General features: G+C 40.5%; 25 protein-coding genes. 22 read left to right on the top strand and 3 right to left on the bottom strand.

Annotation, left to right across the window (positions count from 1 at the left end; genetic code table 11):
- Positions 1-143 precede the first annotated feature (143 nt).
- From queC to N521_RS16710, 5 genes are all read left to right on the top strand, one after another.
- A complete protein-coding gene (gene queC / locus N521_RS16730) occupies positions 144-800 on the top strand; it encodes a 7-cyano-7-deazaguanine synthase QueC (RefSeq protein ID WP_025207244.1) in 657 nt (218 codons plus the stop codon).
- Positions 801-1,241, top strand: a complete 441-nt coding sequence (queD, locus tag N521_RS16725) for a 6-carboxytetrahydropterin synthase QueD (RefSeq protein ID WP_035392251.1) — start codon at positions 801-803, stop codon at positions 1,239-1,241.
- Positions 1,234-1,965, top strand: a complete 732-nt coding sequence (gene queE / locus N521_RS16720) for a 7-carboxy-7-deazaguanine synthase QueE (RefSeq protein WP_035392248.1) — start codon at positions 1,234-1,236, stop codon at positions 1,963-1,965. Before queD ends, queE begins: the two co-directional genes overlap by 8 nt.
- 17 nt (positions 1,966-1,982) lie before the next feature.
- Positions 1,983-2,480: a preQ(1) synthase gene (gene queF / locus N521_RS16715; RefSeq protein WP_003211403.1), complete on the top strand. Its 498-nt coding sequence runs from the start codon at positions 1,983-1,985 to the stop codon at positions 2,478-2,480.
- Positions 2,481-2,738: 258 nt separating this feature from the next.
- Positions 2,739-2,957 carry a hypothetical protein gene (locus N521_RS16710; protein ID WP_017367128.1) on the top strand — a complete coding sequence of 73 codons (219 nt, stop codon included), beginning with the start codon at positions 2,739-2,741 and terminating at the stop codon, positions 2,955-2,957.
- 99 nt (positions 2,958-3,056) lie between these two features.
- Here N521_RS16710 and N521_RS16705 read toward each other — a convergent pair whose 3' ends face one another.
- Complete coding sequence (locus N521_RS16705) at positions 3,057-3,581, bottom strand: GNAT family N-acetyltransferase (RefSeq protein WP_035392243.1); 525 nt, start codon at positions 3,579-3,581, stop codon at positions 3,057-3,059.
- Between the two features lie 133 nt (positions 3,582-3,714).
- A complete protein-coding gene (locus N521_RS16700; RefSeq protein ID WP_003211747.1) occupies positions 3,715-3,903 on the bottom strand; it encodes a YkvS family protein in 189 nt (62 codons plus the stop codon).
- Positions 3,904-4,070: 167 nt separating this feature from the next.
- Between N521_RS16700 and N521_RS16695 the strand changes: the two genes are divergently transcribed.
- The 16 genes from N521_RS16695 to N521_RS16620 all read left to right on the top strand — a co-directional run bounded on the left by N521_RS16695 (position 4,071) and on the right by N521_RS16620 (position 22,465).
- Positions 4,071-4,265 (top strand): hypothetical protein, encoded by a 195-nt coding sequence (locus N521_RS16695; protein WP_008348081.1) that lies wholly within the window; start codon positions 4,071-4,073, stop codon positions 4,263-4,265.
- Between the two features lie 306 nt (positions 4,266-4,571).
- The gene (locus N521_RS16690; protein WP_035392242.1) at positions 4,572-5,231 is read left to right on the top strand and encodes a cell wall hydrolase; all 660 of its coding nucleotides are present in this window, start codon (positions 4,572-4,574) and stop codon (positions 5,229-5,231) included.
- 113 nt (positions 5,232-5,344) lie between these two features.
- Positions 5,345-6,661, top strand: a complete 1,317-nt coding sequence (locus tag N521_RS16685) for a polysaccharide biosynthesis protein (protein WP_017359440.1) — start codon at positions 5,345-5,347, stop codon at positions 6,659-6,661.
- A gap of 54 nt (positions 6,662-6,715) precedes the next feature.
- On the top strand, positions 6,716-7,204 hold the full coding sequence (gene stoA / locus N521_RS16680; RefSeq protein WP_017367131.1) for an endospore biogenesis thiol-disulfide oxidoreductase StoA: 489 nt from the start codon (positions 6,716-6,718) through the stop codon (positions 7,202-7,204).
- A 295-nt stretch (positions 7,205-7,499) separates the two neighbouring features.
- Positions 7,500-9,419 (top strand): heavy metal translocating P-type ATPase, encoded by a 1,920-nt coding sequence (locus tag N521_RS16675; RefSeq protein ID WP_035392241.1) that lies wholly within the window; start codon positions 7,500-7,502, stop codon positions 9,417-9,419.
- Positions 9,420-9,523: 104 nt separating this feature from the next.
- Entirely contained in the window at positions 9,524-10,618 is a 1,095-nt protein-coding gene (locus N521_RS16670) for a M24 family metallopeptidase (RefSeq protein WP_008348072.1), read from the top strand.
- Between the two features lie 292 nt (positions 10,619-10,910).
- On the top strand, positions 10,911-11,900 hold the full coding sequence (locus N521_RS16665; protein ID WP_035392239.1) for a LacI family DNA-binding transcriptional regulator: 990 nt from the start codon (positions 10,911-10,913) through the stop codon (positions 11,898-11,900).
- A 55-nt stretch (positions 11,901-11,955) separates the two neighbouring features.
- Positions 11,956-12,810, top strand: coding sequence for a glucose PTS transporter transcription antiterminator GlcT (gene glcT, locus N521_RS16660; RefSeq protein ID WP_017359435.1), 855 nt, complete (start codon positions 11,956-11,958; stop codon positions 12,808-12,810).
- A 202-nt stretch (positions 12,811-13,012) separates the two neighbouring features.
- Entirely contained in the window at positions 13,013-15,112 is a 2,100-nt protein-coding gene (gene ptsG, locus N521_RS16655; protein WP_017359434.1) for a glucose-specific PTS transporter subunit IIBC, read from the top strand.
- Between the two features lie 93 nt (positions 15,113-15,205).
- Complete coding sequence (locus N521_RS16650) at positions 15,206-15,472, top strand: phosphocarrier protein HPr (protein WP_003211078.1); 267 nt, start codon at positions 15,206-15,208, stop codon at positions 15,470-15,472.
- On the top strand, positions 15,472-17,190 hold the full coding sequence (gene ptsP, locus N521_RS16645; protein ID WP_035392237.1) for a phosphoenolpyruvate--protein phosphotransferase: 1,719 nt from the start codon (positions 15,472-15,474) through the stop codon (positions 17,188-17,190). Before N521_RS16650 ends, ptsP begins: the two co-directional genes overlap by 1 nt.
- 113 nt (positions 17,191-17,303) lie before the next feature.
- Positions 17,304-17,531: a transcriptional regulator SplA domain-containing protein gene (locus tag N521_RS16640; RefSeq protein WP_008348056.1), complete on the top strand. Its 228-nt coding sequence runs from the start codon at positions 17,304-17,306 to the stop codon at positions 17,529-17,531.
- An 80-nt stretch (positions 17,532-17,611) separates the two neighbouring features.
- Positions 17,612-18,640: a spore photoproduct lyase gene (gene splB / locus N521_RS16635; protein ID WP_007498710.1), complete on the top strand. Its 1,029-nt coding sequence runs from the start codon at positions 17,612-17,614 to the stop codon at positions 18,638-18,640.
- 115 nt (positions 18,641-18,755) lie between these two features.
- Complete coding sequence (locus tag N521_RS16630) at positions 18,756-20,717, top strand: methyl-accepting chemotaxis protein (RefSeq protein WP_035392234.1); 1,962 nt, start codon at positions 18,756-18,758, stop codon at positions 20,715-20,717.
- Between the two features lie 76 nt (positions 20,718-20,793).
- Positions 20,794-21,579, top strand: coding sequence for an SDR family oxidoreductase (locus tag N521_RS16625; RefSeq protein ID WP_017367137.1), 786 nt, complete (start codon positions 20,794-20,796; stop codon positions 21,577-21,579).
- 13 nt (positions 21,580-21,592) lie between these two features.
- On the top strand, positions 21,593-22,465 hold the full coding sequence (locus N521_RS16620; RefSeq protein WP_035392231.1) for an NAD(P)-dependent oxidoreductase: 873 nt from the start codon (positions 21,593-21,595) through the stop codon (positions 22,463-22,465).
- Between the two features lie 114 nt (positions 22,466-22,579).
- Here the strand turns inward: N521_RS16620 and N521_RS16615 are convergent, their stop codons facing one another.
- Positions 22,580-23,377 (bottom strand): CAP domain-containing protein, encoded by a 798-nt coding sequence (locus N521_RS16615; RefSeq protein ID WP_017359431.1) that lies wholly within the window; start codon positions 23,375-23,377, stop codon positions 22,580-22,582.
- A gap of 336 nt (positions 23,378-23,713) precedes the next feature.
- On the opposite strand from N521_RS16615, the gene N521_RS16610 reads away from it, so the two are divergent.
- Positions 23,714-25,837, top strand: a complete 2,124-nt coding sequence (locus N521_RS16610; protein ID WP_019743912.1) for a peptidoglycan D,D-transpeptidase FtsI family protein — start codon at positions 23,714-23,716, stop codon at positions 25,835-25,837.
- Positions 25,838-25,878: the final 41 nt, after the last annotated feature.

Here is a 25,878-nt window from a genome sequence, read left to right as displayed (position 1 = left end):
TGGCATTTTTTATTTTTTATGGCTGGGACACCTCATACACATGTAAAGGTGTCTTTTCTTTTGAGAAAAATAGGGGTTTTCATGAACCTTTCAGATGCAGCTTTGTACGGAGGTACGGGTCTGCAAAAGGAGGAAAAGGAAAAATGAAAAATGAAAAAGCGGTCGTTGTCTTTAGCGGGGGACAGGACAGTACGACATGTTTACTATGGGCACTTCAACAATTTAAAGAGGTTGAAACGGTAACCTTTCATTATAATCAGCGTCATCAAGAAGAAATTGATGTCGCCAAAAGAATTGCTGACAAACTAGGTGTGAAAAATCATCTATTAGATATGTCTCTTTTAAATCAGCTTGCACCCAATGCCTTAACAAGAGATGACATTGATATTGAAGAAAAAGAAGGAGAACTGCCTTCCACATTTGTTCCGGGGAGAAACTTAGTTTTCTTATCCTTTGCATCCATTCTTGCGTATCAAATTGGAGCACGTCATATTATCACGGGTGTGTGCGAGACAGACTTTAGCGGCTACCCAGATTGTCGAGATGAGTTTGTGAAATCTTGTAACGTCACGGTGAATTTGGCAATGGAAAAACCATTTGTCATCCATACGCCGCTCATGTGGCTGAATAAAGCTGAAACGTGGAAGCTGGCTGATGAACTGAATGCGCTAGATTTTGTGAAAAATGAAACGCTCACTTGCTATAATGGCATCATTTCTGATGGCTGCGGGGAATGTCCTGCATGTAAGCTTCGGAAAAATGGCTATGACACGTATATGAAAATGAAGGAGGCAAACTAAATGCTTTCTCAAATTTATCCACAAACGGATCACCCATTTTCGTTTGAATTGAATAAAGATATGCATGTATCGGCAGCACACTTTATCCCAAGAGAAGATGCTGGCGCCTGCAGCCGTGTACATGGTCATACGTATACCATCAATATCACGATTGCGGGAGACGAGCTAGATGAATCGGGTTTCCTTGTCAATTTCAGTACATTGAAGAAGCTTATTCATGGGCAGTACGATCACACGCTGCTCAATGATCATGAGGAATTCTCATCAAACGATCGATACGCGATGCCAACCACTGAGGTTGTCGCAAAGACCGTACATGACAAAGTCGCAGCGTATTTATCGACTTTAGCGAACAAGCCGACATGTGTTCAAGTTTTTGTCAGAGAGACACCAACAAGCTACTGCATTTACCGTCCGAAACGAGTTGAGCTCAATGACTAAAGCGATTCCTGTCTTAGAAATCTTTGGTCCAACCATTCAAGGAGAAGGAATGGTCATTGGCCAAAAAACCATGTTTGTCAGAACGGCTGGCTGTGACTACTCTTGCAGCTGGTGTGATTCATCTTTTACATGGGATGGATCAGCTAAGCATGATATTCAGTGGCTTCAGGCAGAGGACATTGTAAAAGAGCTGAAGAGAATAGGTGGAAAGGCATTTTCTCATGTCACCATTTCAGGTGGGAATCCTGCGCTTTTGAAACAAATGGAATCACTTATTGATTTATTGCATGAAGAAGGAATTGATACGGCGCTTGAAACGCAGGGAACGATGTATCAAGATTGGTTTTTGAAGATAGATGATTTAACCATTTCTCCAAAACCACCAAGTTCAAATATGAAAACAGATTTTACGAAACTAACGCGTATCATAGATGAATTGAAAAATGGAAACAGATTACATCATGCAAGCCTGAAGGTCGTCATCTTTGATGATTTTGATCTAGCCTATGCAAAGGATGTCCATGCGAAATACCCAGAACTTCCTTTTTATTTGCAGGTGGGAAATGATGATACAACAACAGCTGATGATGCGTACCTATTGACGCACTTATTAAAGAAATACGAAATGCTTGTAGATCAAGTAGCGCAAGACCCTGATTTGAATCGTGTGAGAGTCTTACCACAACTGCACACGCTATTGTGGGGAAATAAACGAGGCGTATAGAAAGGAAGAGAGACAAAATGACGACAAGAAAACCAGAAGAATTAGAAGGTGTCACTTTACTAGGAAACCAGGGGACCAATTACTTGTTTGACTATGCACCACAAGTGCTTGAAACGTTCCCGAATAAACATACGAATAGAGATTATTTTGTGAAATTCAACTGCCCAGAATTCACATCACTTTGCCCGCAAACAGGGCAGCCAGATTTTGCGACCGTGTATATCAGCTACATCCCAAATGAAATCATGGTCGAAAGTAAATCATTAAAATTATATTTGTTCAGCTTCCGTAACCACGGTGACTTCCATGAGGATTGTATGAATATTATCATGAACGACCTCATTGAATTAATGGACCCAAGATATATCGAAGTATGGGGCAAATTTACACCAAGAGGCGGTATTTCAATTGATCCGTATACGAACTACGGAAAACCTGGGACAAAGTATGAAGAGATGGCATCGTATCGTATGATGAATCACGATATGTATCCAGAAACGATTGATAATCGCTAATAAATAAAAAAAGATATGCGGATGACATGTCTTTTTTTATGGAGTAGATTATGATGGCATATAAAAAAAGAGAAGAGTCATGTCACTCTTCTCATACCAATAGGAATAGAACTTGCTAGGACGGCTGGGGGCTACCAGCTCGTATGTATAGTATACACGATAGAACGTATGTTTGTAAAGGTGTATCATGCTTTTATTCTTCATATATTTACTTTAAGATAAAATTGAAACGAGCGAATGAAAATGGGGGCGTTTGTGTTGGCAAACAAAGAAGACAAAACAGAGAAGCTGCTGATGGAATTAAGGGAAGAGCTTCAGATGCTTGAACATCAAAACAAAGAACGATATAAATGGAGTGCCTCCACATTACTTGGAGTGATCGCCCTTTTAATTGATAAAGGCGTGATAACACCTGAAGAAGTTGATATGTACAAAACAAAAGCGGAAATGCAAACCTTTCACGCGCAAAAAGACTGACGCCTTCATCAAATGATGTAAGAGAAAATAAGAAAAAGACATAATAAATTGATGATTCAATTTATTATGTCTTTATTTCTGCAATTCTTTTTCATCGTATTAAACGAGCTTATACATTAATACATCATCCCAGTATTCATGATCATTTATTTTAAATTCATTGATTTTACGCCCTTCTTCTAAAAAGCCCATCTTTTTATACAAAGAAATAGCTTTTTGGTTTGTGGAGAAAACGGCTAAACTAACCTTTTCAATTGAAGGGTTCTTTTCTGCCCAATTTAATAATGCTGTTAGTAACATTTCCCCTATGCCTAAACCTCTATAGCTCTTATCAACCATCAAGCCGAAAGAACCAACGTGAGAAGTTCTTTTTCTATTTGATGATTGTTCAAAGGCTATCCATCCAATGACTTGATCGCCAGTTTGGGCAACTATGTACGTCTCATTTTCGTTTTCTATTCTTTTCTGTATCCATTCCTTGTGTTCTAACAAGGTTTTTTTGTATTCTTCCGGCGTTGTCAGTAAATAATCTGACTCAGCAATCACTGATTTTTGAATTTCTAAAGTAGTTTCAGCATCTTCTATTTTTCCAAAACGTACAATGATATCATTTGAATGTTGCATATTAGTTTCTCCTATCTAGAGCTAATATTGCATCAGATCACTTTTTTTACATAAAACATAAAAAGTAAGGTATTGTGATCAGCTCTGCTTCGTATATCCTTATGTAACGGTAGGCTGAATTGAGGATTGCAAATTAATGTACGGAGTCTTTGATGATTTTATAGTTTTTATGATTAACGACTGTTAGTGAATCCAGTTCTAAATCTCTATAGTTGTCCATAATGGTGACATCCACAATAACAGAGTTTTCATTCACTTTTTCAACTACACCTGTTAAACCATTTCTAAATTCGATCACATTCCCAATTTTTGCAATCTTCAACCGATCCCTCTCCTTTAAAAACAGATTTCATTCCCTATTAAAAAGTATTTTGCAATATTTTCATACCAATGTAAAGGATAAAGACGTTTTTCTTTCGTTTTCGTTGTACGCTTTGAAAACGAATGGTATATTTAATATTTGATCAAGGCTGAAAAGGAGCGATTTTTTTGACTGAAGAACACATCAACACAATACTAGAATCATTACGGAATGGTACTGAAAAACAAGTGACCATTCAAAAGGATGATTTTTTAACATTTCGTTCTGTATTGGTCAATCAAGATGATTTTAAACATTTTCGCGGAATCGCCAAGCATGGTGGAGATGTTATTTTTGAATATCTTAAAGAAGCAAGAAGCTAAAGCTTTTTCTCATTCATGAGAAAAAGCTTTTTATTTTGGTTCTTTTGTCACACTTCAAACCAGCTTGATACATATGAAAAGAAAATGTAATAACCCATAATCAGGAGCATAAGGATGATTATAGGCTAAAAAGAGACTATATTAAACGCTTACATTACCAGTTCATGCGTATTTCAACTAGGACATGCCATTTAATGACGGAATTTGGACAGGCATGAAAATCTTTGTGCGTGAAAATAGAAGAAGCTCTTGTTAGAGTGGACAAGTATCTTACAGCCTACATTGATTAAAGGAGGAATGAGGCGAATGATCAAAATTCATACAGCTCTTTTTGCCATCCTTATGCTCATCTCAGCGATCAAGATGGACAATATACAAGAGCAAGAAGGCACATTAAGTCAGGAACTTGAACAAGCACCTGTAAAGCATCAGTTTTCATATATAGATCAAGATGAAAAGCATACTGTGATCCCAGCGTTTTCAGAGGAGAAACATCAGCCGAAAGTGAAAATGCTAAGCACGTCAACAGAGGAGAAGGCATCAAAACCGAAGCCGAAGCCGAAGAAAAAGGAAACGGCAAAGCCAGCAAGCTCAAGAAATCAATCACACTATTCTAATGAAGAAATGGACTTGCTTTCTCGGTTGGTACATGCCGAAGCAAAAGGTGAATCTTACGCCGGGAAAAAAGCGGTAGCAAGCGTCGTCTTAAACCGCGTAGAACACCGCTCTTTTCCTGACAGTGTCAGAGGTGTGATTTATCAGCGAAATGCCTTCCAGCCCGTATCGAATGGAAGTATCAATGATAAGGCAGACCAGGATTCCGTAAAAGCTGTGAAGCAGGTTGTCAAAGAAGATGACAGAACAACAAAGGCGATTTATTTTTATAATCCAAAAACGGCGACAGATAACTGGATTCGTTCTCGTAAAATTGTAGAACGCATTGGCCGTCATGTGTTTGCAGTGTAAAGAAAAGCAGCGATCAATCAGTCGCTGTTTTTTTGTCTTCAATTATTAAAATATTTTCAGGACTTGTCTCATAGAATGTGAAAAGAATTTGCTTTTAGACAAGGGGAGGCTACATGAATCGATTTGTAAAAGGGGTCATTCTGCTATCTGTCGCAGCTTTCATTGCTGAGTGTATCGAGTTTTTAGTCAATATGATTTTAGCGAGAGAGCTTGGAGAACATGGAATGGGTTTATATATGAGCATCCTTCCCATCATCATGCTTGTGCTTGTGATCGCCAGCTTAGAGCTGCCAGTCTCCATTTCTAAATTCATTGCAGAATCGCATGAGCGGCTTCATAAAAGTATGCTTCGCCATGCATTTAAAATGACGCTTGTGGTGACATGCACAACAACGGCAATAGCAGCCATTGTACTGCCTTTCATTCCTGTATTTCAATCGTATCATCCGCTGATGAAGGGCTTGGTTCTGTCACTTATTCCGATCATCGCATTTACTTCCATTGCACGCGGCTATTTTATGGGCAAGCAGCAAATGGGCAGAATTGCTCTAGCCAATATGCTGAAAAAAACAATCCAGCTTATCTGTTTGTTTTTGTTTTTTCATTGGTATTCGTTTGATATTGAAACAGCGGTGCTTATCGCGATTGGTGTGATTGTTGCAAGTGATCTCGTCGTCTTTATCTATTTATATTCCCAATACGTCATGGCGAAAAATGCTGTGAATGTCAGATCGGTTGAGTTAAGAGGGATTGACGTCAGAAAACGTTTGTTAGCAGTCTCCATTCCGACAACAGGTATGCGTATCTTTCATGCCATTGCCAATGCGATTGAACCGTTTTTAATCAAAGGAGCCCTCGTTGCAGCGGGCATTTCTGGTACGCTTGCTGTAGATCATTACGGAATGCTTGCTGGCGTAGCGATGTCGATCGGTTTTTTTCCGGCGTTTATCGCTCATTCCATTATGATTGTGATGATTCCGAATGTATCAGAAGCCTATGCCTTGGGGCAGTATGATCTCGTGAAAAAACGTGTCAGACAAGCGATTCTCATTACGTTTGGATATGGGGTGCCAGCCGTGATGATCATGTATTATTTCGCTTATCCGCTCACGCAGCTCTTTTTTGACTCACCTCAAGCAGCCGTTTACTTGCAGCTGCTATGGCCTTACTTCTTATGCCACCTGTTCGTGATGCCGTTTCAAGCTTGCTTAATTGGTATGGGTCTTATTAAAGATGTGTTCCTACATAATATATGGGTGCACGTGGTGTCGTTCTCTATGGTGTATTTCCTAGGATCCATCGAATCCTTAAATATGATGGGTGTTATCTTAGGAATGAACACGGGGATGCTGCTATTAACGGCTTTGCATTATGCGACGATTTGCAAGGAACTCGGCGTCTCCATGTTTCTTACATTGAAAAAAGCTTGAATGTCATGTGCAGCTAGCGGGCAAGCTATAGGAAAATCAGGAAGGAAGATGCTGATGAATCGTAAATATCTACCCGCCAGTCTTCTCATGATGACCCTTCTTTTATTTCTGATGAACATAGAGGCTGAAGCAAAAGAGCCTGTCATGGCGCCGAGGATAGAAGCTCCTACATTAACAGGTGAAACGCAGGTGATCCCGGTGAAAGGGAAGCGGACCATTCTGCATTTTTGGACAACGTGGTGCCCATCCTGCAAAATGGAGCTTCCAGCCTTTGAACAGATTGTGAAAGAAAATCAAAGTGATGTAGACATACTGACTGTTAATTTACTTGGTGCTGAGCAAAGCAAGCATGCTGTTGCCCAATTTGTGAAAGACAGAAAGTTTACATTTCCGATCGTTCTCGATGAGCACGGCGAAATGATGAAGAAATACCAAATCATGACGATCCCGACGACTTTTTTCATCAATGAAAAGGGTGAAGTGGTCAAAAACCATGTAGGTCCGCTGACGAAAAAACAAATCAAAGAGTGGACAAATTCTTAGAACACAAGCTTTCTGTAAAGAACCAATGGTCGATCCGTTGGTTCTTTTTTGTGTTCAATTACCTTTCAGATGAATAAAATGTGCTCAGAAAGAGGAAGAAATGTCGGGTGCTAATAATGATAATTATTATCAAAAAGAAATTATAATAATTATTAATTGAAAATTGATCAGAACCTGTTATAATGAGTTACAGACCTATAAAAAGCTTGAAATAGCAGAAAATATAGATGATAAACGGAACGGGCAACGATTGATAATGTGAAAATCATTATCAATTAGAGAGGAGAAAGTAATCATGAATGAGAATACAGCACTTTATCAAACGACAGATCAAAAGGGATCTAACTCGCTCTTTCATAAATGGGCACAGCACGGAGAATTAATCGCAGCAGGCATTTCGGGGATTCTCATCTTGATTGGATGGTTTCTAAAGGATGAAACGATGTGGAGTATTCCTCTTTTCATTCTTGCTTTTGTTATTGGTGGTTTTGCAAAGGCAAAGGAAGGTATTGAAGAAACCATTTCATCCAAGACATTAAATGTAGAACTTTTAATGATATTTGCTGCGATAGGCTCAGCGATCATTGGCTACTGGGCAGAGGGCGCCATTTTAATTTTTATTTTTTCGCTCAGCGGTGCGCTAGAAACGTATACGTCAAATAAAAGTAAAAAAGACTTAACGGCCTTAATGAGTATCGCTCCAGATGAAGCCACTTTAATTGAAGAAGATGGCACCACCATCCAAATCGCTGCTTCTTCACTTACGCCAGGCGACCGTATTTTAATCAAAGCGGGCGAACGAATTGCAGCAGATGGTGTGATCATGAGCGGAAGAACAAGTGTAGACGAATCTGCCTTAACGGGTGAATCGGTGCCTCAGGAAAAAGGGCAAGGGGAAGATGTGTTTGCAGGAACAGTGAATTTAAATGGTTCATTAACAGTAGAAGTAACAAAACATAATGAAGAAACACTTTTTCATAAAATCATTAAGCTTGTGGAATCTGCACAAGAAAGTGTATCGCCAAGCCAAGCATTTATTGAAAAATTTGAAGGTGCATATGTAAAAGGTGTACTCATCACTGTGGCGATTTTAATGTTCCTGCCTCATTTTGTACTTGGCTGGAGCATGAGTGAAACGTTTTACCGTGCGATGGTGTTTATGGTGGTTGCCTCGCCTTGTGCACTTGTTGCCTCAATTATGCCAGCAGCTCTTTCACTCATCTCAAACGGTGCAAGAAACGGTATGCTTGTAAAAGGAAGTGTTTTTTTAGAAAAACTGGGCACAAGTACGATGATTGCATTTGATAAAACGGGTACGATTACAAGTGGAAAACCAGCTGTTGAAAAAGTGGTCTTGGCAAAAGGGCAGGATGAATCGACCTTTTATCAAACGCTCTATCAAATTGAAAGTCAGTCAAACCATCCATTAGCTAAAGCCATTTCTGATATGGCAAAAGAGCATCATACAGGGCGGTCAGCCCACGTAACCATTGAAGAAACATCAGGTTTTGGTGTGGAAGCACAATTAAATGAGGACACATGGCGGATTGGGAAGAAAGATTTTGCCGGAAAAGCTTCAATGGATCGTGACATTGAAGAGAATGGTGATGTTCTTTCATCCAAAGGATATACAGTTGTCTATGTTCAAAAAAATCAAGAAGTTGTCGGCTGTCTCGGTTTGAAGGATCAAATCAGACCTGAAGCCAAAAAAATGATTCAGGAGCTGAATGATTTAGGCATCCAAACCGTCATGCTCACAGGGGATCAGCAAAAAACAGCTGAAGCGATTGCAGAGGAAGCAGGCATCCAAACCGTTGTCGCTGAATGTCTTCCAGATGAAAAGGTACATGAAGTCAATCAACTGAAAAAACAAGGTGATTCGATCATTATGGTCGGAGATGGAATCAATGATGCACCTGCACTCGCCACAGCAGATGTTGGCGTCGCAATGGGCGGAGGCACAGATGTTGCTTTAGAAACAGCAGATCTCATTTTAATGAAAAATAACTTAAACAACTTGACAAAGATGATCCGTCTTTCAAGAAAGATGAACCGAATCATTAAACAAAACATCATCTTTTCATTAACTGTTATTTGTTTGTTAATCTGTGCGAATTTCTTACAAGTTCTTGATTTACCTTTTGGTGTCATTGGACATGAAGGCAGTACGATTTTGGTTATTTTAAACGGACTTCGTTTGCTTCGTGCTTCTTAAGCAAATCACAAAAGCGCACTGGCTTTAGGTCAGTGTGCTTTTGTGCGAAATACAGTGAAAACTGATACAATAGATCAGTAGTCAAACGTGTGAGGAGGATCACGATGAATCGAATGAAAAACTTGTCTTCTTGGCTTAAGAAAAAAGACATTCAAGGTGCATTTATACATACAAAGGAGAATGTATTCTATCTATCTGGATACTTCACAGAGCCGCATGAAAGAGTGATGGGGCTGTTTGTTTTTCAGGAAGCAGATCCATTTTTCATTTTGCCTAAGATGGAAGTTGAGCAAGCAAAAAATGCGGGATGGGCTGGAGACCTCATTGGATATGAAGACCATGAAAACCCCTTTGATTTCATACAAAAGGCACTAGAAAAACGAGGAGTAAAAGCGACTCGCCTAGCGATTGAAAAAGAATCCATTCCTTTGCAAAGAGCAGAGCAGCTTCAAGCTATCACTGGGGCAGAAACATTCGTCCGGGCAGAAGATGTGCTCAATCAGCTAAGACTAATTAAAGACGAAGCTGAAATTGAAACATTGAAAAAAGCTGCTCAATTGGCAGACGAAGGCGTCAAAATTGGGGTTCATGCTTTAAAAGAAGGGGTGACGGAAACCGAAGTTCTTGCTGTCATCGAATATGAACTGAAGAAAAAAGGCATTCAGGGCATGTCCTTTTCAACCATGGTACTATTTGGAGAAAAATCAGGAGAACCTCATGGGAATCCGGGACAGGCAGCCTTGAAAAAAGGTGATTTTGTTTTATTTGACCTTGGCGTGATTGTGGATGGCTACTGTTCAGATATTACAAGAACCTTCATCTATCAAGAAGCGTCTGAACAACAAAAGGATATTTACAACACCGTCTTGAAAGCCGAATTGGCAGCACTTGATATGAGCCAGCCGGGTGTGAGAATTGGTGACCTTGACTTAAAAGCAAGAGGGCTGATCGCAGAAGCAGGATATGGCGAATACTTCCCTCACCGTCTAGGGCATGGACTCGGGGTTTCTGTTCATGAGTTCCCTTCTATGAGTCAAGCAAATGATGACCTTCTAAAAGAAGGGATGGTCTATACAATCGAGCCGGGTATTTATGTACCAGGAGTCGGCGGGGTTAGAATTGAAGACGATGTTCTCATTACAAAAGATGGCCCAGTCACCTTAACCAATTATCCAAAAGAGTTGACGATCATCAAGTAATGAAAAAAATCACGATGAACGTCCAAGTATTGGGAGCGTCATCGTGATTTTTTTGTCACTCTTTGCGATCCTTATCAACAAAAAAATCATCAATTGATTGAAACGGCTTGATTTTATGTTCTTTTCCTAAAGGATGTAGTGCGAATCGAGCAGAAAACAAAATAGTCAAACATAATATGATCCATATGATAATACCCATCTTGAATTCCCCTTTCCACCCAGTGATTTGTTCAGCTCACATACATCTTAAAGTATGAAACGCTTACCATATCAAGAGAAAGTAGGAGAAAAAATGCCTAACATAAGGGATATTGCGAAAAGAGCGGGTGTATCTGTTACCACCGTATCACGAGTGATGAATGATCATCCTTATGTCAAAGAAGAAAAGCGAGAGCGCGTACTTAGTGCGATGAAAGAGCTCAAATATACACGGAATATTCAGGCAGTACATTTAGCAAAGGGATATTCCAATATGCTTGGAATTGTACTTCCGACAATTGATCACTCCTATTTCAGCGGAATTGTCACAGGGATTGCAGAGAAAGCACAGGAGTGCGGAATGCATTTTGCCTTGTTTCAAACAGGATATGACCCAGTAAAGGAAAAAGAAGCATTAATGAGCTTAAAAGAGCAACGTGTGGATGGTTTAATCTTTTGCTCAAATGCGTTAAGTGATCGAGACATTTTAAAGTGGCAGGAATCTGGTCCTATTATCTTTTGTCATCCTACTCCGCATGATCCATGTTCATCGGTATCGATTGCGCATGATCAGGCTTTTAAGGAAGGGCTTGAACACTTAGCGGCATGCGGTCATGAGCGAATCGCAATCGTTCTTGCTAGAACAGAAGGGGAGAATAGCCAAGTTCGCATTCAGACTTATCAAGAAATGATGCGGTCGCTTGGGCAGGAGATTGATGAGGAATGGATCATTGAAGGAAAACTGACCATTTTTGATGGCAAGCAATTATTTACAGAATGGAAAGAGATGAAAAATCGTCCGACAGCCTTACTGATTACAAACGATGATGTCTCAGCAGGTTTTTTACTAGAAGCACAGCGTCACCAAATAAACGTTGGAGAATCACCAGCCATACTTGGCTTTCAAAACGATCAATTGAGTGAAGCATTGGGGATTTCTAGTATAGACATTCCTCTTAAACAAATGGGGCAGGAAGCATTTGACTTGTTCAAGCAAGCATTACAAGGTGAGGCACCAGAAAAAAGAGTGCTGTCATATCGACTCGTTGAGCGCACAACGACTATTTTGAAAAACAATCGTTGACGCACGTTTCATCTGTTTTGTACGATAAGAAGGATTGAATAAGAAGGAGGTGGGGATGTTCATGGAATCCTTCACCGTTGATAAAGCGTTAAATAATAATGTCATCATCGCAAAACACCCTTCTTTAGGCGAAGTGGTCCTGATTGATAAAGGGATCGGCTTTGGGAAAAAATCGGGTGACGTTCTCGATCAAGCGGCATTTGAGAAAATGTTTGTGTTAAAGAACACAAAAGAGCAAACAGAATACAAACAATTGCTGCACCACATAAATGAGGACATGATTGAGCTTGCCAATGACGTCATTTATCATATACGAGAAAAAATGGGGCATCGTTTAAATGAGCATATTCATATTGCACTGACAGATCATATTGCCTTTAGCTTTAAGCGAGTTAAGCAAGGCTATGATATCACCAATCCTTTTATGCTTGAAACGAAATCCTTATACCCGAAAGAATACGAGGTCGCAAAGGAAGTCGTGGAACTGATAAATGCGCGGCCAGATGTTGAAACAAAGCTGCCCGAAGGAGAAATTGGGTTTATTGCGCTCCACATTCACTCTGCTTTAACGAACCGGCCTTTATCCGAGGTCAACCGTCATTCGCAGCTCATGACACAAATGGTCCAAGTCATAGAAGATGCATTTCATATGAAAGTAGATAGAGAAAGTATTCATTATTTACGCTTACTGCGCCATATTACGTTTTCGATTGAGCGTATTAAAAGGGAAGAATCATTAGAGGAGCCAGAAAAGTTGCTTCATCTATTGAAAAATGAATATCCTTTATGCTACAATACTGCTTGGAAAATGATCAAAATTTTGCAACATGCATTGAAAAAGCCTGTACAAGATGCCGAAGCTGTCTACTTGACACTACACCTGTACAGATTGACGAATAAAATTTCATAGTTTCCTTGAAACGTGTAACTGATTCGATCAGGCATGAGTGACTTAAGGTAAATACAGGATAAGATCCTGTTATTTGCGCAACCTTATATCACCATGCCTTTTTTGTGTTCTGAAAGTGAAATGTAAACGGTTAATTATGAAATGTACGTCAATATGTGATTGGAATGTATGTTGTAAGCGAAAACAAAAGGAGGTTCAACCAGTGTTTAAATCACTTTTTGGTGTGTTGCAAAAAATTGGACGAGCACTTATGCTTCCAGTTGCGATCCTTCCTGCTGCTGGTATTTTACTAGCACTCGGAAATGCGATGCAAAATCCGCAGCTGATTGATGTCGCTCAATTTTTAAGCAATGATACAATTCAGCTTGTTGCTAGTGTTATGGAGAATGCGGGGAATATTGTCTTCTCGAATCTTCCGCTCCTATTTGCTGTAGGGGTTGCCATCGGTCTTGCCAATGGAGACGGTGTGGCAGGGATTGCCGCGATCATCGGTTACCTTGTCATGAACGTAACGATGAGTGCCGTATTAATGGCCAACGGTTCCATTCCATCCGATTCAATCAAATTGGCTAAGTTCTTTAAGGAAAGTCATCCAGCATATGTGAATATGCTCGGCATACCGACCTTGTCTACCGGCGTGTTTGGCGGGATTATTGTCGGGGTATTAGCGGCTTATATGTTTAATAAATTTTACAAAATTGAGCTCCCGCAATATCTTGGCTTCTTTGCTGGTAAGCGTTTTGTTCCAATCGTTACGTCGATTTCAGCACTTATTTTAGGGCTTTTGATGCTCGTCATTTGGCCGCCAATCCAAGGTGCATTGAACTCATTTTCAACAGGATTGCTTGCAGCGAATGAGCCGCTAGCTGCCTTTGTATTTGGTGTCATTGAACGCTCATTAATTCCGTTTGGTCTACACCACATATTCTACGCACCATTCTGGTATGAATTTTTTAGCTATAAGAGCTTATCAGGAGATATTATCCGTGGTGACCAGCGTATTTTCATGGCGCAAATCAAAGATGGTGTTCAGCTGACAGCCGGGACATTCATGACAGGGAAATATCCGTTCATGATGTTTGGACTTCCAGCAGCAGCACTTGCGATTTACCATGAAGCAAAACCTAAGAATAAAAAACTTGTAGCAGGAATTATGGGGTCAGCGGCCCTTACTTCTTTCCTAACAGGGATCACTGAACCGCTTGAATTCTCATTCTTGTTTGTTGCACCGATATTATTTGCGATTCACTGTGTATTTGCTGGATTATCCTTTATGATAATGGATATTCTAAACGTGAAAATCGGGATGACCTTCTCAGGAGGGTTAATCGACTTCTTCCTATTTGGTATCCTGCCGAATAGAACCGCTTGGTGGCTTGTTATTCCAGTCGGTCTCGTACTGGCTGTCATTTACTACTTCGGATTCAGATTTGCGATTCGCAAGTTTAATCTGAAAACGCCAGGACGAGAAGATGAAGCAGCTGACGGTGCAAGCAGCGCTCAATCTGGAAAAGGCGATGACTTACCTTATGAAATTCTTGAAGCAATGGGTGACCAAGAAAACATTAAACACCTAGATGCTTGTATTACGCGTTTACGTGTCACTGTAAATGATCAGAAAAAAGTGGATAAAGACCGCTTGAAAAAGCTTGGCGCTTCAGGTGTCCTTGAAGTCGGGAATAACATCCAGGCCATCTTTGGACCACGCTCTGATAATTTAAAAACACAAATGCAGGACATTATTGCAGGGCGCACACCTCGACCAGCGAAAGACCCTTCTGCAAAAGAAGAAGTCAGTCAGCAGGTTGAAGAAGTTATTGCAAAACCGCTTCAAAACGAACAAGGGGAAGAAATGTTTGCTTCACCAATTACAGGGGAGCTGCATCCAATTACAGATGTGCCAGATCAAGTATTCTCAGGGAAAATGATGGGTGACGGGTTTGCTATCTTGCCAAAAGAGGGAACAGTGGTTTCACCAGTAAGAGGAAAAATCTTAAATGTGTTCCCAACAAAACACGCCATCGGCCTCCAGTCTGATGGTGGACTTGAAATCTTGATTCACTTCGGGATTGATACAGTCAGCCTCAAAGGAGAAGGATTTGAAGCATTTGTACAAGAGGGAGATCAAGTAGAAATCGGTCAAAAACTTTTAGAGGTTGATATTGATAAAATTAAGTCAGAAGTACCATCTTTAATGACACCAATTGTATTTACAAACTTAAGTGAAGGACAATTTATTGACCTTCAAGAATCCGGTGAAATCAAAGCTGGCCAAGAAAACATCATGAAAATTTCAAAATAATTTTCATAACTGCCGTTCTTGTTAGATGACAAGCTCGGCAGTATGATATAATATTGTGGATGTATGAAATGTATAAAAAGGAGATTGATAAAAATGGCTCAACAAACATTCAAAGTAACTGCAGATTCTGGAATTCACGCACGTCCTGCAACAGTTCTTGTACAAACTGCTAGTAAATATGATGCTGATATCAACTTAGAATATAATGGTAAAACAGTGAACCTGAAATCTATTATGGGTGTAATGTCTCTAGGAATTGCGAAAGGTGCTACAATCACAATCTCTGCTTCTGGTTCTGATGAAAATGATGCACTTGCTGCGCTAAAAGACACAATGAAAAGTGAAGGCCTAGGCGAGTAATGCAACAACTGAAAGGAATCGGTGCTTCAGCAGGCGTTGCGATTGCAAAAGCATATCGTCTAGAAGAACCAGATTTAACAGTTCACCAAAAAGACATCAATGATCCAGAGACAGAAGTGAAACGCTTTGAAGAAGCAATTCATGTTTCAAAGCAAGAACTTGAAGCAATTAAAGAACATGCGCTAAAAGAACTTGGCCAAGATAAAGCGGATATTTTTTCTGCACACCTTCTTGTGTTAAGTGATCCAGAGCTGCTCAACCCAGTGAAGGATAAAATCACATCGGATAAAGTAAATGCTGAATTTGCTTTAAAAGAAACAGCAACAATGTTTGTTACAATGTTTGAAGCAATGGACAATGAATACATGAAAGAACGTGCAGCGGATATTCGCGACGTTACAAAACGTGTCACTGGTCATTTGCTAGGCGTTGACATTCCAAACCCAAGTATGATTTCTGAAGAAGTCATTATCATTGCTGAAGATTTAACACCTTCTGATACAGCTCAGCTGAACAGACAATTCGTCAAAGGTTTTGCGACAGATATCGGTGGTCGTACTTCTCACTCAGCGATTATGGCTAGATCAATGGAAATCCCAGCAGTTGTTGGAACAAAAGAAGCAACAAAAACGGTGAAAAACAATGATCTGATCATTGTTGATGGTATTAGTGGAGACGTCATCATTCAGCCTTCTGAAGATGAAGTGAAAGCGTATCAAAAAAAGCATGAAGACTACTTAGCTCAAAAAGCGGAATGGGCGAAACTTGTTGACCAGCCAACGGTCACAAAAGACGGCGTTCACGTAGAGTTAGCTGCGAATATTGGAACACCTGAAGATGTGAAAGGTGTACTTGAAAATGGCGGCGAAGCAGTTGGATTGTACCGTACAGAATTTTTATACATGGGCAGAGATCAGCTCCCAACAGAAGAAGAGCAGTTCGATGCGTATAAAACCGTTTTAGAGAAGATGGAAGGCAAAGCTGTGGTTGTCCGCACACTAGATATTGGTGGCGATAAAGAACTTCCTTACTTGCAGCTTCCAAAAGAAATGAACCCGTTCCTTGGCTATAGAGCGATCCGCCTTTGCCTTGAAGAGCAGGAGATTTTCAGAACACAGTTACGCGCGTTACTTCGTGCAAGTACATACGGAAACTTGAAAATCATGTTCCCTATGATCGCGACGTTATCAGAATTTAGAGAAGCAAAAGCTATTTTACTTGAAGAAAAAGAAGCATTGGTTGCTGCTGGTACAGAAGTATCTGATTCCATTGAAATCGGAATGATGGTAGAAATTCCATCAACAGCTGTTATCGCAGATCAATTTGCAAAAGAAGTAGATTTCTTCAGTATTGGAACAAATGATTTGATTCAATACACAATGGCTGCTGATCGAATGAACGAACGAGTGTCTTATCTTTACCAGCCATACAATCCAGCTATTTTACGCCTCATAACGCTTGTGATTGAAGCAGCGCATAAAGAAGGTAAATGGGTTGGCATGTGCGGTGAGATGGCAGGAGATGAAATCGCAATCCCGCTCCTACTTGGATTAGGATTAGATGAATTTTCAATGAGCGCAACATCGATTCTTCCAGCAAGAACGCAGTTAAGCAAGATTTCTAAGGAAGAAGCTGCATCATTTAAAGAGCATATTTTATCACTGAGCACAACTGAAGAAGTGGTTGATTTCGTGAAAAAAACGTTTCAACATAACTAGGTGATGTAAACCAGACAGGTCAAACTGTCTGGTTTTTTTGTCGAATTTTATCATAATCAGTCATATCGCTTGCAGAGAAGGGCATCCTAACATAAAAAATGGAGGTGACCAGTTTGTCTTTCTCTGACTATAAGCCAGGTGATCAAGTATATGTGATTTATCGAAATCCACATGCAGCCAATGTCGCACAAATTAAAGAAGCGGAAATCGTTTCACACCCTTACAATGAACAAGAGCTTGCGCTATTTCTACTTGAAACATATCACCCATTAGCCCCTGATGATGCCGTATTTCCAACATACGAAGAAGCAGAAGCTCTTTATCAAGATCTGTTTGAATAAGGGAGATTTTAGAAAGGATAGAAGCCATCCTGAGAGGTTAAAGTAACGGTATGAACCTATAAGGTAAGGATGTGCTAATTATGATCAAACCGTTCGTTCCCCAGCTTGTGTATATTGAACCTCGGGCGCTAGAGTACCCATTAGGACAAGAGCTGAAAGAAAAGTTTGAAGGTATGGGAATTGAAATTAGAGAAACAACCTCACACAACCAAGTGAGAAATATTCCGGGGAAAAATGATTTGCAAAAGTACCGTAATGCAAAGTCGACGCTCGTTATCGGCGTGAGAAAAACCTTAAAATTTGATACATCTAAACCATCTGCAGAGTATGCCATTCCGTTTGCGACAGGATGCATGGGGCATTGCCATTATTGCTACCTGCAAACGACTATGGGGAGTAAGCCGTACATTCGCACATATGTCAATGTAGAAGAGATCTTAGATCAGGCTGAACAGTACATGAACGAGCGTGCGCCTGATATCACGCGATTTGAAGCCTCGTGTACATCTGATATCGTAGGAATTGACCATTTGACTCACACACTCAAACGAGCGATTGAATACTTTGGTCAAACCGATCTTGGCAAACTACGCTTTGTTACGAAATTTCATCATGTAGACCATTTGTTAGATGCAAAACACAATGGACGAACAAGATTCCGTTTTAGTATCAATGCCGATTATGTCATTAAATATTTCGAACCTGGCACATCACCACTCGATCAGCGGATTGAAGCGGCTGTAAAGGTAGCAAAAGCAGGCTATCCACTTGGCTTTATTATTGCCCCTATTTACATTCATGAAGGGTGGCAAGAGGGCTATAAAGTCTTATTTGAAAAACTCGATGCAGCTCTCCCTGAAGAAGTGAGACAAGATATCACCTTTGAAATGATTCAGCACCGTTTTACAAAACCGGCGAAGCGTGTCATCCAAAAAAACTATCCGAAAACAAAACTAGAACTAGATGAAGAAAAGAGAAGATATAAGTGGGGTAGATATGGAATTGGAAAATATATCTATCAAAAAGATGAAGAACAAGAACTTAGACAGACATTAGAATCATATATCGAACAGTACTTTCCGTCTGCAAAAATTGAATATTTTACTTAAAACAAGTCATTATGGCTTGTTTTTTCTATTTAAATTTTCTTACAACTATTGAATGCGGTACCAATTTTGCCGATATACACATTAAGATGCGAAAGTAGGATGTAGGGGTGATGAGATGTTTAAGAAACTTCAAGTGAGAATAGCTGTTTTCATCTCAGTTATTTTAATTTTAACCGTTGTCGCAGTTCAAGTGGGTTCCAATTTAGTATTAAGACCATTGATTGAACGAGATGCGAAAACAACGACAGCAGCAACGGCAGAAAGCATGAGAGACATCATAGCACTAAAGCTTGAGAATTACGGTGATACGATTAACAAATTGGCAACAAGTACACTTACTGAAGATTTTGCACAAAAACAAACAAAGCAGACATTGGCATTTGAAAACGATGAATTAAAAGGATTGCAGGAGCAGGATGAACTCATCTCGCTTGCCTATATAGGAACAAGTGATGGTAAAATGTTCGCTTTCCCGGAGTCCGATTTTGGTGAAGGGTATGATCCGTCTAAACGAGACTGGTATATTCAAGCAGCTGAAAAGCCTGACGAAGTCCTATGGACAGATCCGTACATTGATAAAGCAACAAATGAAATGGTCGTTTCAGCCACGAAGGCGATCGTACGAAATGGGAAAGTAGTCGGTGTCGCTGGACTTGACTTGAAACTGGCTTCCATTCAGTCTTATATAAAAGAACAAAAGATTCCTTATATGGGAACGGCTTTCTTAGTTGACGGCACAGGGACCATTTTGGCACATCCAACAGAGCAAGGAAAAAATATCTCAAAAGTCGCTTCTGTGAAAAAAGCGATCGACAACTCGGGTATTGATGATGACAAACAGCTGACCGTCATCTCAAAAATTAAAGAGGCAAACTGGACGATCGGTGTGAGCTTCGAGAAAAAGAAACTTCTTTGGATCACTGAACAAATGAATCAGACAAGTATCATTATTTCTGTCATTGCCATTATACTTGCCATGATTCTAAGCTACTTATTGGCTAGAAGCATTACAACACCAATTAAACGCCTCATCGAGCATGTTCGTAAAGTGTCTGAAGGCGATTTAACCAGCTCGCTTGAGTCGAAGTCTCAGGATGAGATAGGTTTCCTCACGAAAAGCTTTAATCAAATGACTGAAGGTATCAGGGATTTAATTGAAAAAGTGAAAGAGTCTTCAGATCAGGTTGTGAAATCAACGGATGAAGTGACACAAATTTCAAACGAGACCTTGCTATCTAGTGAACAGATTGCAACGGCTATTCAAGAGGTCGCTGTAGGAGCGACGAAACAAGCATCAGAAGCGGAAACCATTAATGAAAAATCAGAGCATTTGTATGAAAAAGTTCGTCATATGGGTGAGCTTGCCACGCAAATGCAAACCAACTCAAAATCATCGGAAGATGCAAGCTATAGAGGGCTTGATGCTCTTGGTCTGCTCGTCCAAAAATCAACACAAGCGAATGAAGAATCGAAGAAGGTAGAGCAAATGCTGCTTGACCTTGAGCATAAAACGAAAAATATTGAAAACGTCGTAACAGCGATCTCTGAAATCTCAGATCAAACGAATTTACTCGCACTGAATGCAAGTATTGAAGCAGCGAGAGCAGGAGAAAGCGGAAGAGGATTTGCTGTTGTTGCAGAAGAAGTCAGAAAGCTGGCTGAACAATCTGCAGAATCAACGAAACATATTAGTGAAACCGTAAAACTCATTCAAGATGAGTCGAAAAAGGCAGCTGAAGCGATGACAGCAGCAAGCAAAATGAATGAAGAACAAGGTGATGCCATCAATTCAACAGGAGAGGCACTCAGCAGTATCACAATGGAAATGCAGGCACTTGTCGGCTCCATTGACAGCATTCATACACAAATCAATGAAATGACTGAAGAACAGCAGAAAATGAATGATTCCATTCAAAGTATTGCGGCCATTTCACAAGAATCCGCAGCTTCAGCTGAGGAAGTACATGCTTCCACAGACGAACAAGTACAAGCTTTAGAAAGAACGAAAACTTCAACAGAAATGTTGAACGAATCAAGTCAGGCACTGCGTCAGGCAGTCAATCGGTTTAAACTATAATCTTGCAGAAAAGAACCTTGCCATGTGAGCAAGGTTCTTTTTGTATGATAAAATATGAACAGAGGAGGGTGCCAACATGCATGTTAATCTATCTGGAAAAAAAGCATTGGTCGCTGCAAGCAGTCAAGGTATCGGTAAAGCCATTGCCTTTCATCTTGCAAAAGAGGGAGCAGATGTGATGCTCTCGGGAAGACATGAGCACACGCTGCAAGAAGCGGTCAAAGAATTATCCCCGCTTGTAAAAGGGAAGCTGACGTATCAAGTATGTGATGTATCTGACGCCGAGCAAATTAAAGCGCTTGTCGTCGCAGCAGCAGGTGATGAAAAACGTCTTGATATACTCGTGAACAATACAGGCGGTCCTCAAACAGGAACACTTGAAACCTTAACAGATGAAGATTGGATGGAATCATTTCAGCTTCATTTACTCAGCTATATTCGGTTATTAAAAGAAGCCTTGCCGTATTTAAAAAAACAAGGTGCACGTGTGTTAAATATTGCATCTATGTCGGTCAAAGAACCGATCCCAGGCTTGATGCTGTCGAATACATTTAGACCGGCCATTACCGGCTGGACAAAAACAGCTGCCCAGGAGCTTGCCAAAGATGGCATTTTGATCAATACCTTAGCCCCGGGGAAAATTGAAACAGAGCGCGTGAAACAGTTGGACAAACACCGTGCACAAGAGGAGCAACAATCGGTTGAAGAGATCAAAGCTCAAGCTGAACGTATGATTCCGCTGGGCCGTTACGGACAGCCAGAGGAATTTGCAGCATATGCGGCTTTTCTTTTATCTGAAGCCAATACATATATGACAGGTCAAACCCTCATCATTGATGGTGGATTGACAAAGTCTCTATAAGGAGGAATTCTTGATGGCACAAATCAAAACAGTTGGTTTTATTGGAATCGGTGTAATGGGACGTAGTATGGCAGGACATTTAATGGATGCTGGCTACGAAGTTCTCGTTTATACAAGAACAAAAGCAAAGGCAGACACATTGATTCAAAAAGGTGCTCTTTGGAAATCGACCGTAAAGGAGATCGCAGAGGAGGCAGATGCCGTCATCACAATGGTCGGGTATCCATCAGATGTAGAAGAAGTCTATTTAGGAGAAGATGGACTCGTGGCACATGCTGCGCCTGGTACATACCTCATTGATATGACCACATCGAAACCTCAGCTGGCAAAAGAAATTGAAGCGAAAGCGAAGGAAAAAGGACTATTTGCATTAGATGCGCCGGTCTCTGGCGGAGACGTAGGAGCCAAAAATGGCACGCTTGCCATTATGATTGGTGGAGAAAAAGCAGCCTATGAAGCGTGCCTGCCGCTATTTCAGCAAATGGGAGAAAATATTCAATATCAAGGACCTGCAGGAAGTGGTCAGCATACAAAAATGTGTAACCAAATCGCTATCGCAGCAGGGATGGTAGGTGTGGCAGAGGCAATGGCTTATGCGGAAAAATCAGGACTTGATCCAGAGCAGGTACTTAAAAGCATCACAACAGGAGCAGCCGGCAGCTGGTCTTTGTCAAACCTTGCGCCAAGAATGCTGAAAGGTGATTTCGAGCCAGGATTTTATGTGAAGCATTTTATTAAGGATATGGGCATTGCACTTGAAGAAGCAGAGCTGATGGGAGAAGAGATGCCAGGCCTTTCACTAGCGAAGTCATTATATGAAAAGCTCAGCGAACAGGGCGAAGAAAACAGCGGAACACAAAGCATCTATAAATTATGGGTGAAATAAAAAAACTGCCCCGCCTAGGTGGAACAGTTTGTAGCGTGTAAACAAGCCCTCACATGGCTGAAAAAAGAAGACAAACTAAAAACCTGTCCCAAATAGAGACAGGTTTTTTTGATCTTATTTTCCGATGAATTGCTGCGTCCAGTAGTTACCAGATTTCACATAACCTACACCGATATGTGTATAGTTTTTGTTTAAAATGTTCGCTCTGTGACCTTCACTGTTCATCCAAGCTGTTACTACTTCTTGAGGTGATCTTTGACCTTGAGCAATGTTTTCACCTGCTGTTTTGTACGTGATACCAAATTGCTTCATTTGATCAAATGGAGATCCGTAAGTTGGGCTTGTATGAGAGAAATAGTTTTTATCTTTCATATCTTGTGATTTAGCGCGAGCAGATTTGCTTAATTTAGAATCAACGGAAAGAGCTTTTAAGCCTTGTTTTGCACGCTCTTTATTTGTCAACTCAACCACTTCTTGTTCAAATGCATTTAAGCTGCTGTCTGCTTTTGTTGCAGTTGTGTCTTTTTGATCAGATTTTGAGCTGTTATTCGTTGTGTTTTCTTTTGCTGGTGTGCTTGGTTTAGAAGTAGCTGGTTTTTTCACTGATTCTTGTTTTTGCTCATTTTTTGCTTTGTTTACTTCTTTCACCACTTTTGTACCAGTAACAGGTTGACCACTTTTGATCAGCTTGTTTAATAGAGCTTCGATCTCTTTTTGATTTGAAGTGCTTAGCTTGTTTACATCTGAAGAGATATGTAATTTTGCAGCTAATGTATGAAGATCAATGGCTTGATGCTGTACGTTTATGACTTGTTTCAGGTTAAGCTCTTTCGCATCAGCTGAATGCCCTCCAGTGAACGTGATCAATGCAGCAGCTGTCAGCGCTGAAAAAATGAATGATTTCTTTTTCATTTTGTAACTCCTCCTAAAATCTTTGTTTTGTTTTCTCACAGAAAATCATAACATGGACTTTTTGTTATAAACGTACCAGCATCCTCCATTGACAACGCCCATTTGTCATTTTTGTTAAAGTCATAGAAAGAATCTCCTCATATCAATGAATGGAGAATCTTTCTATTTAAAGAAAACGACATAAACATACCAATATTTTAAAGTGTTAGTATATTTTTTTGCAGAATAGGGATTGACAGCTTTTTTTCACTTGTTTCGCTGTAACAACTATTACAAAAGTGTTACAATAATGAGTGGTAATTGTAAAAGATTGAAAGGATGAGAGGAGCTACATAAGTGGGAGAGAAACAGCATCAAGGTGCTGCCGAGCAGAAAAAAATGAAGCGCCGGAACGCCTGGAGAATTAATCTCTTTTTCTTCGCTGTATTTAGTTTATTTGCTGGACTTGTCATCAAGCTCGGCGTGCTGCAAATCGTCAATGGTGAGGATTATAAAAAGCAAGCCAACCGAACTGAGGTCAAAACAGCATCATACCCGTCTCCAAGAGGAAAAATGTATGACGCGAGAGGAAGAGTCGTTGTTGATAACGAAAGTGTACCTGCCATCGTTTATACATCAGAAAGCGGTGTGAAAGCGGAGGATAAGATTAAAGTAGCAAGAAAACTTGCGACTTATATAAAAATGGATACAGATTTTTTGAGAGAGCGTGACATTCGAGATTTTTGGCTGGCAAGCCATCCGGAAGAAGCGGATAAGCTCATTTCAAAAACAGAGCAAAAGAATCTTAAATCAAAAGATGTCTATCCACTTCAAGTAGAGCGTGTGCCTAAGAAAGAAGTCAAGGCGATCGAAAAAGATGCAGAGGAAAAAGCAGTTGCAGCGATCTATCGCAGGTTTACAGGCGGATATGCCTTTGAACCTCAAATCGTGAAAGCGATGGACCCGAACGAAGAGAAAAAAGGGGACGAAAAAGTTGCGCTGCTTGATGAAACAAAAGAATCAAAACAGACATCATCCGTAAGTTTGACATACGAAGAGATCTCACTTGTATCAGAGCATCTTGATGAACTGCCTGGTGTAAATGTCATCAATGACTGGACAAGGAAATATCCGTATGAAAAAACCCTTTATAATGTTCTTGGCGGTGTCACCACCCCAGAGCAAGGCATTATAAAAGAGCGTGAAGATTACTATATGGCAAGAGGTTACTCGAGAAATGACCGAGTAGGAAAAAGTTATTTAGAATATCAATATGAGGATTTTCTCAATCCAGAAAAAGCAACTGTTCAATATACACAGGTCGGTGGAAAACTGCTTGATGAAATCAAGCGGACAGAAGGACGAAGAGGACTTGACCTTGCACTCACATTTGATATGGAGCTGCAAAAGGAAGTCGACAAAATCGTTGAATCAGAGCTAAGATCCGCTAGTGCAAGAAACTATATGATGGACCGTGCCTTTGTTGTGATGATGGACCCAAACACAGGTGATGTTCTCGCGATGTCAGGGAAGAAAATGGACGGCAGAGACGTCACAGATTATGCGATCGGAACATTTACGACACAGTATGAAATGGGCTCTGTTGTCAAAGGAGCTACTGTCCTCTCTGGTTATCAAGATGGCATGTCACACAACCAATCCTATACGGATACACCGCTGTATTTTGCGGGAAGTGGAAAACCGAAGAGGTCTTACAAAGATCTTGGATGGGTTAACGACCTTCAGGCACTCCAAAAAAGTTCCAACGTTTACATGTTCCAAGTGGCGATGAGAATGGCAGGAATCACCTACCAAAAGAATGGCCCGTTACCGGCAAGACCTGAACACTTACAAAAAATGAGAAACTACTATGCGCAATTCGGACTTGGCGTAAAAACAGGGATCGACTTGCCGCAGGAATCAAGCGGAATGCAGACGCATCCTAAGACAGTCGGCGGACTCTTGCTTGATGAAGCGATTGGCCAGTATGACACGTATACACCGCTTCAAGTCGCACAATACATGTCGACCATCGCAAATGGAGGTAACCGTATTCAGCCAAGAGTGGTGAAAAGTGTTCACTTTCCAACGAATAAGGAAGAAGTAGGCCCTGTTGTGAAGAAATATGAGCCAAAGGTGCTGAACACCATTAACAACTCGAAAGCAGATATCGACCGCGTCAAAATGGGACTAAAAATGGTCACATCAACAGGCGGGACTGCCGCTGGCCGGTTCGGTCAGCATGATGTCGCAGGGAAAACGGGTACAGCCCAAACCTTCTACTATGGTGCCAACCGGAGCTGGTGGGGGAATGCCACGTACAATTTAACCTTTGGAGGATATTATCCTTCTTCCAATCCGAAAGTGGCATTTAGTGTCGTCACACCGTATGTATCAGATAAAGATCCTGTCATTAAAACCATTCCAAGTAAAATTGTTGATAAGTACGTTGAATTACAAAAGAAATATGAAAAGCAATAAACAGCAGGGAGCACAGCAAGAGAAAGTGCTCCCTTTTTGCT

This window comes from Bacillus sp. UNC125MFCrub1.1 (assembly GCF_000701305.1).
In the GTDB taxonomy this organism is placed as follows: Bacteria; Bacillota; Bacilli; order Bacillales; family Bacillaceae; genus Bacillus; species Bacillus altitudinis.
The sequence above is the reverse complement of the archived record's forward strand: the minus strand, read 5'-3'. Positions and strand labels throughout refer to the sequence as shown.

Coding starts and splice junctions, on each gene's coding strand:
- queC (WP_025207244.1), top strand. CDS start 144: ATGAAAAATGAAAAAGCGGTCGTTGTCTTTAGCGGGGGACAGGACAGT.
- queD (WP_035392251.1), top strand. CDS start 801: ATGCTTTCTCAAATTTATCCACAAACGGATCACCCATTTTCGTTTGAA.
- queE (WP_035392248.1), top strand. CDS start 1,234: ATGACTAAAGCGATTCCTGTCTTAGAAATCTTTGGTCCAACCATTCAA.
- queF (WP_003211403.1), top strand. CDS start 1,983: ATGACGACAAGAAAACCAGAAGAATTAGAAGGTGTCACTTTACTAGGA.
- N521_RS16705 (WP_035392243.1), bottom strand. CDS start 3,581: ATGCAACATTCAAATGATATCATTGTACGTTTTGGAAAAATAGAAGAT.
- N521_RS16690 (WP_035392242.1), top strand. CDS start 4,572: ATGATCAAAATTCATACAGCTCTTTTTGCCATCCTTATGCTCATCTCA.
- N521_RS16685 (WP_017359440.1), top strand. CDS start 5,345: ATGAATCGATTTGTAAAAGGGGTCATTCTGCTATCTGTCGCAGCTTTC.
- stoA (WP_017367131.1), top strand. CDS start 6,716: ATGAATCGTAAATATCTACCCGCCAGTCTTCTCATGATGACCCTTCTT.
- N521_RS16675 (WP_035392241.1), top strand. CDS start 7,500: ATGAATGAGAATACAGCACTTTATCAAACGACAGATCAAAAGGGATCT.
- N521_RS16670 (WP_008348072.1), top strand. CDS start 9,524: ATGAATCGAATGAAAAACTTGTCTTCTTGGCTTAAGAAAAAAGACATT.
- N521_RS16665 (WP_035392239.1), top strand. CDS start 10,911: ATGCCTAACATAAGGGATATTGCGAAAAGAGCGGGTGTATCTGTTACC.
- glcT (WP_017359435.1), top strand. CDS start 11,956: ATGTTCATGGAATCCTTCACCGTTGATAAAGCGTTAAATAATAATGTC.
- N521_RS16650 (WP_003211078.1), top strand. CDS start 15,206: ATGGCTCAACAAACATTCAAAGTAACTGCAGATTCTGGAATTCACGCA.
- ptsP (WP_035392237.1), top strand. CDS start 15,472: ATGCAACAACTGAAAGGAATCGGTGCTTCAGCAGGCGTTGCGATTGCA.
- splB (WP_007498710.1), top strand. CDS start 17,612: ATGATCAAACCGTTCGTTCCCCAGCTTGTGTATATTGAACCTCGGGCG.
- N521_RS16630 (WP_035392234.1), top strand. CDS start 18,756: ATGTTTAAGAAACTTCAAGTGAGAATAGCTGTTTTCATCTCAGTTATT.
- N521_RS16625 (WP_017367137.1), top strand. CDS start 20,794: ATGCATGTTAATCTATCTGGAAAAAAAGCATTGGTCGCTGCAAGCAGT.
- N521_RS16620 (WP_035392231.1), top strand. CDS start 21,593: ATGGCACAAATCAAAACAGTTGGTTTTATTGGAATCGGTGTAATGGGA.
- N521_RS16615 (WP_017359431.1), bottom strand. CDS start 23,377: ATGAAAAAGAAATCATTCATTTTTTCAGCGCTGACAGCTGCTGCATTG.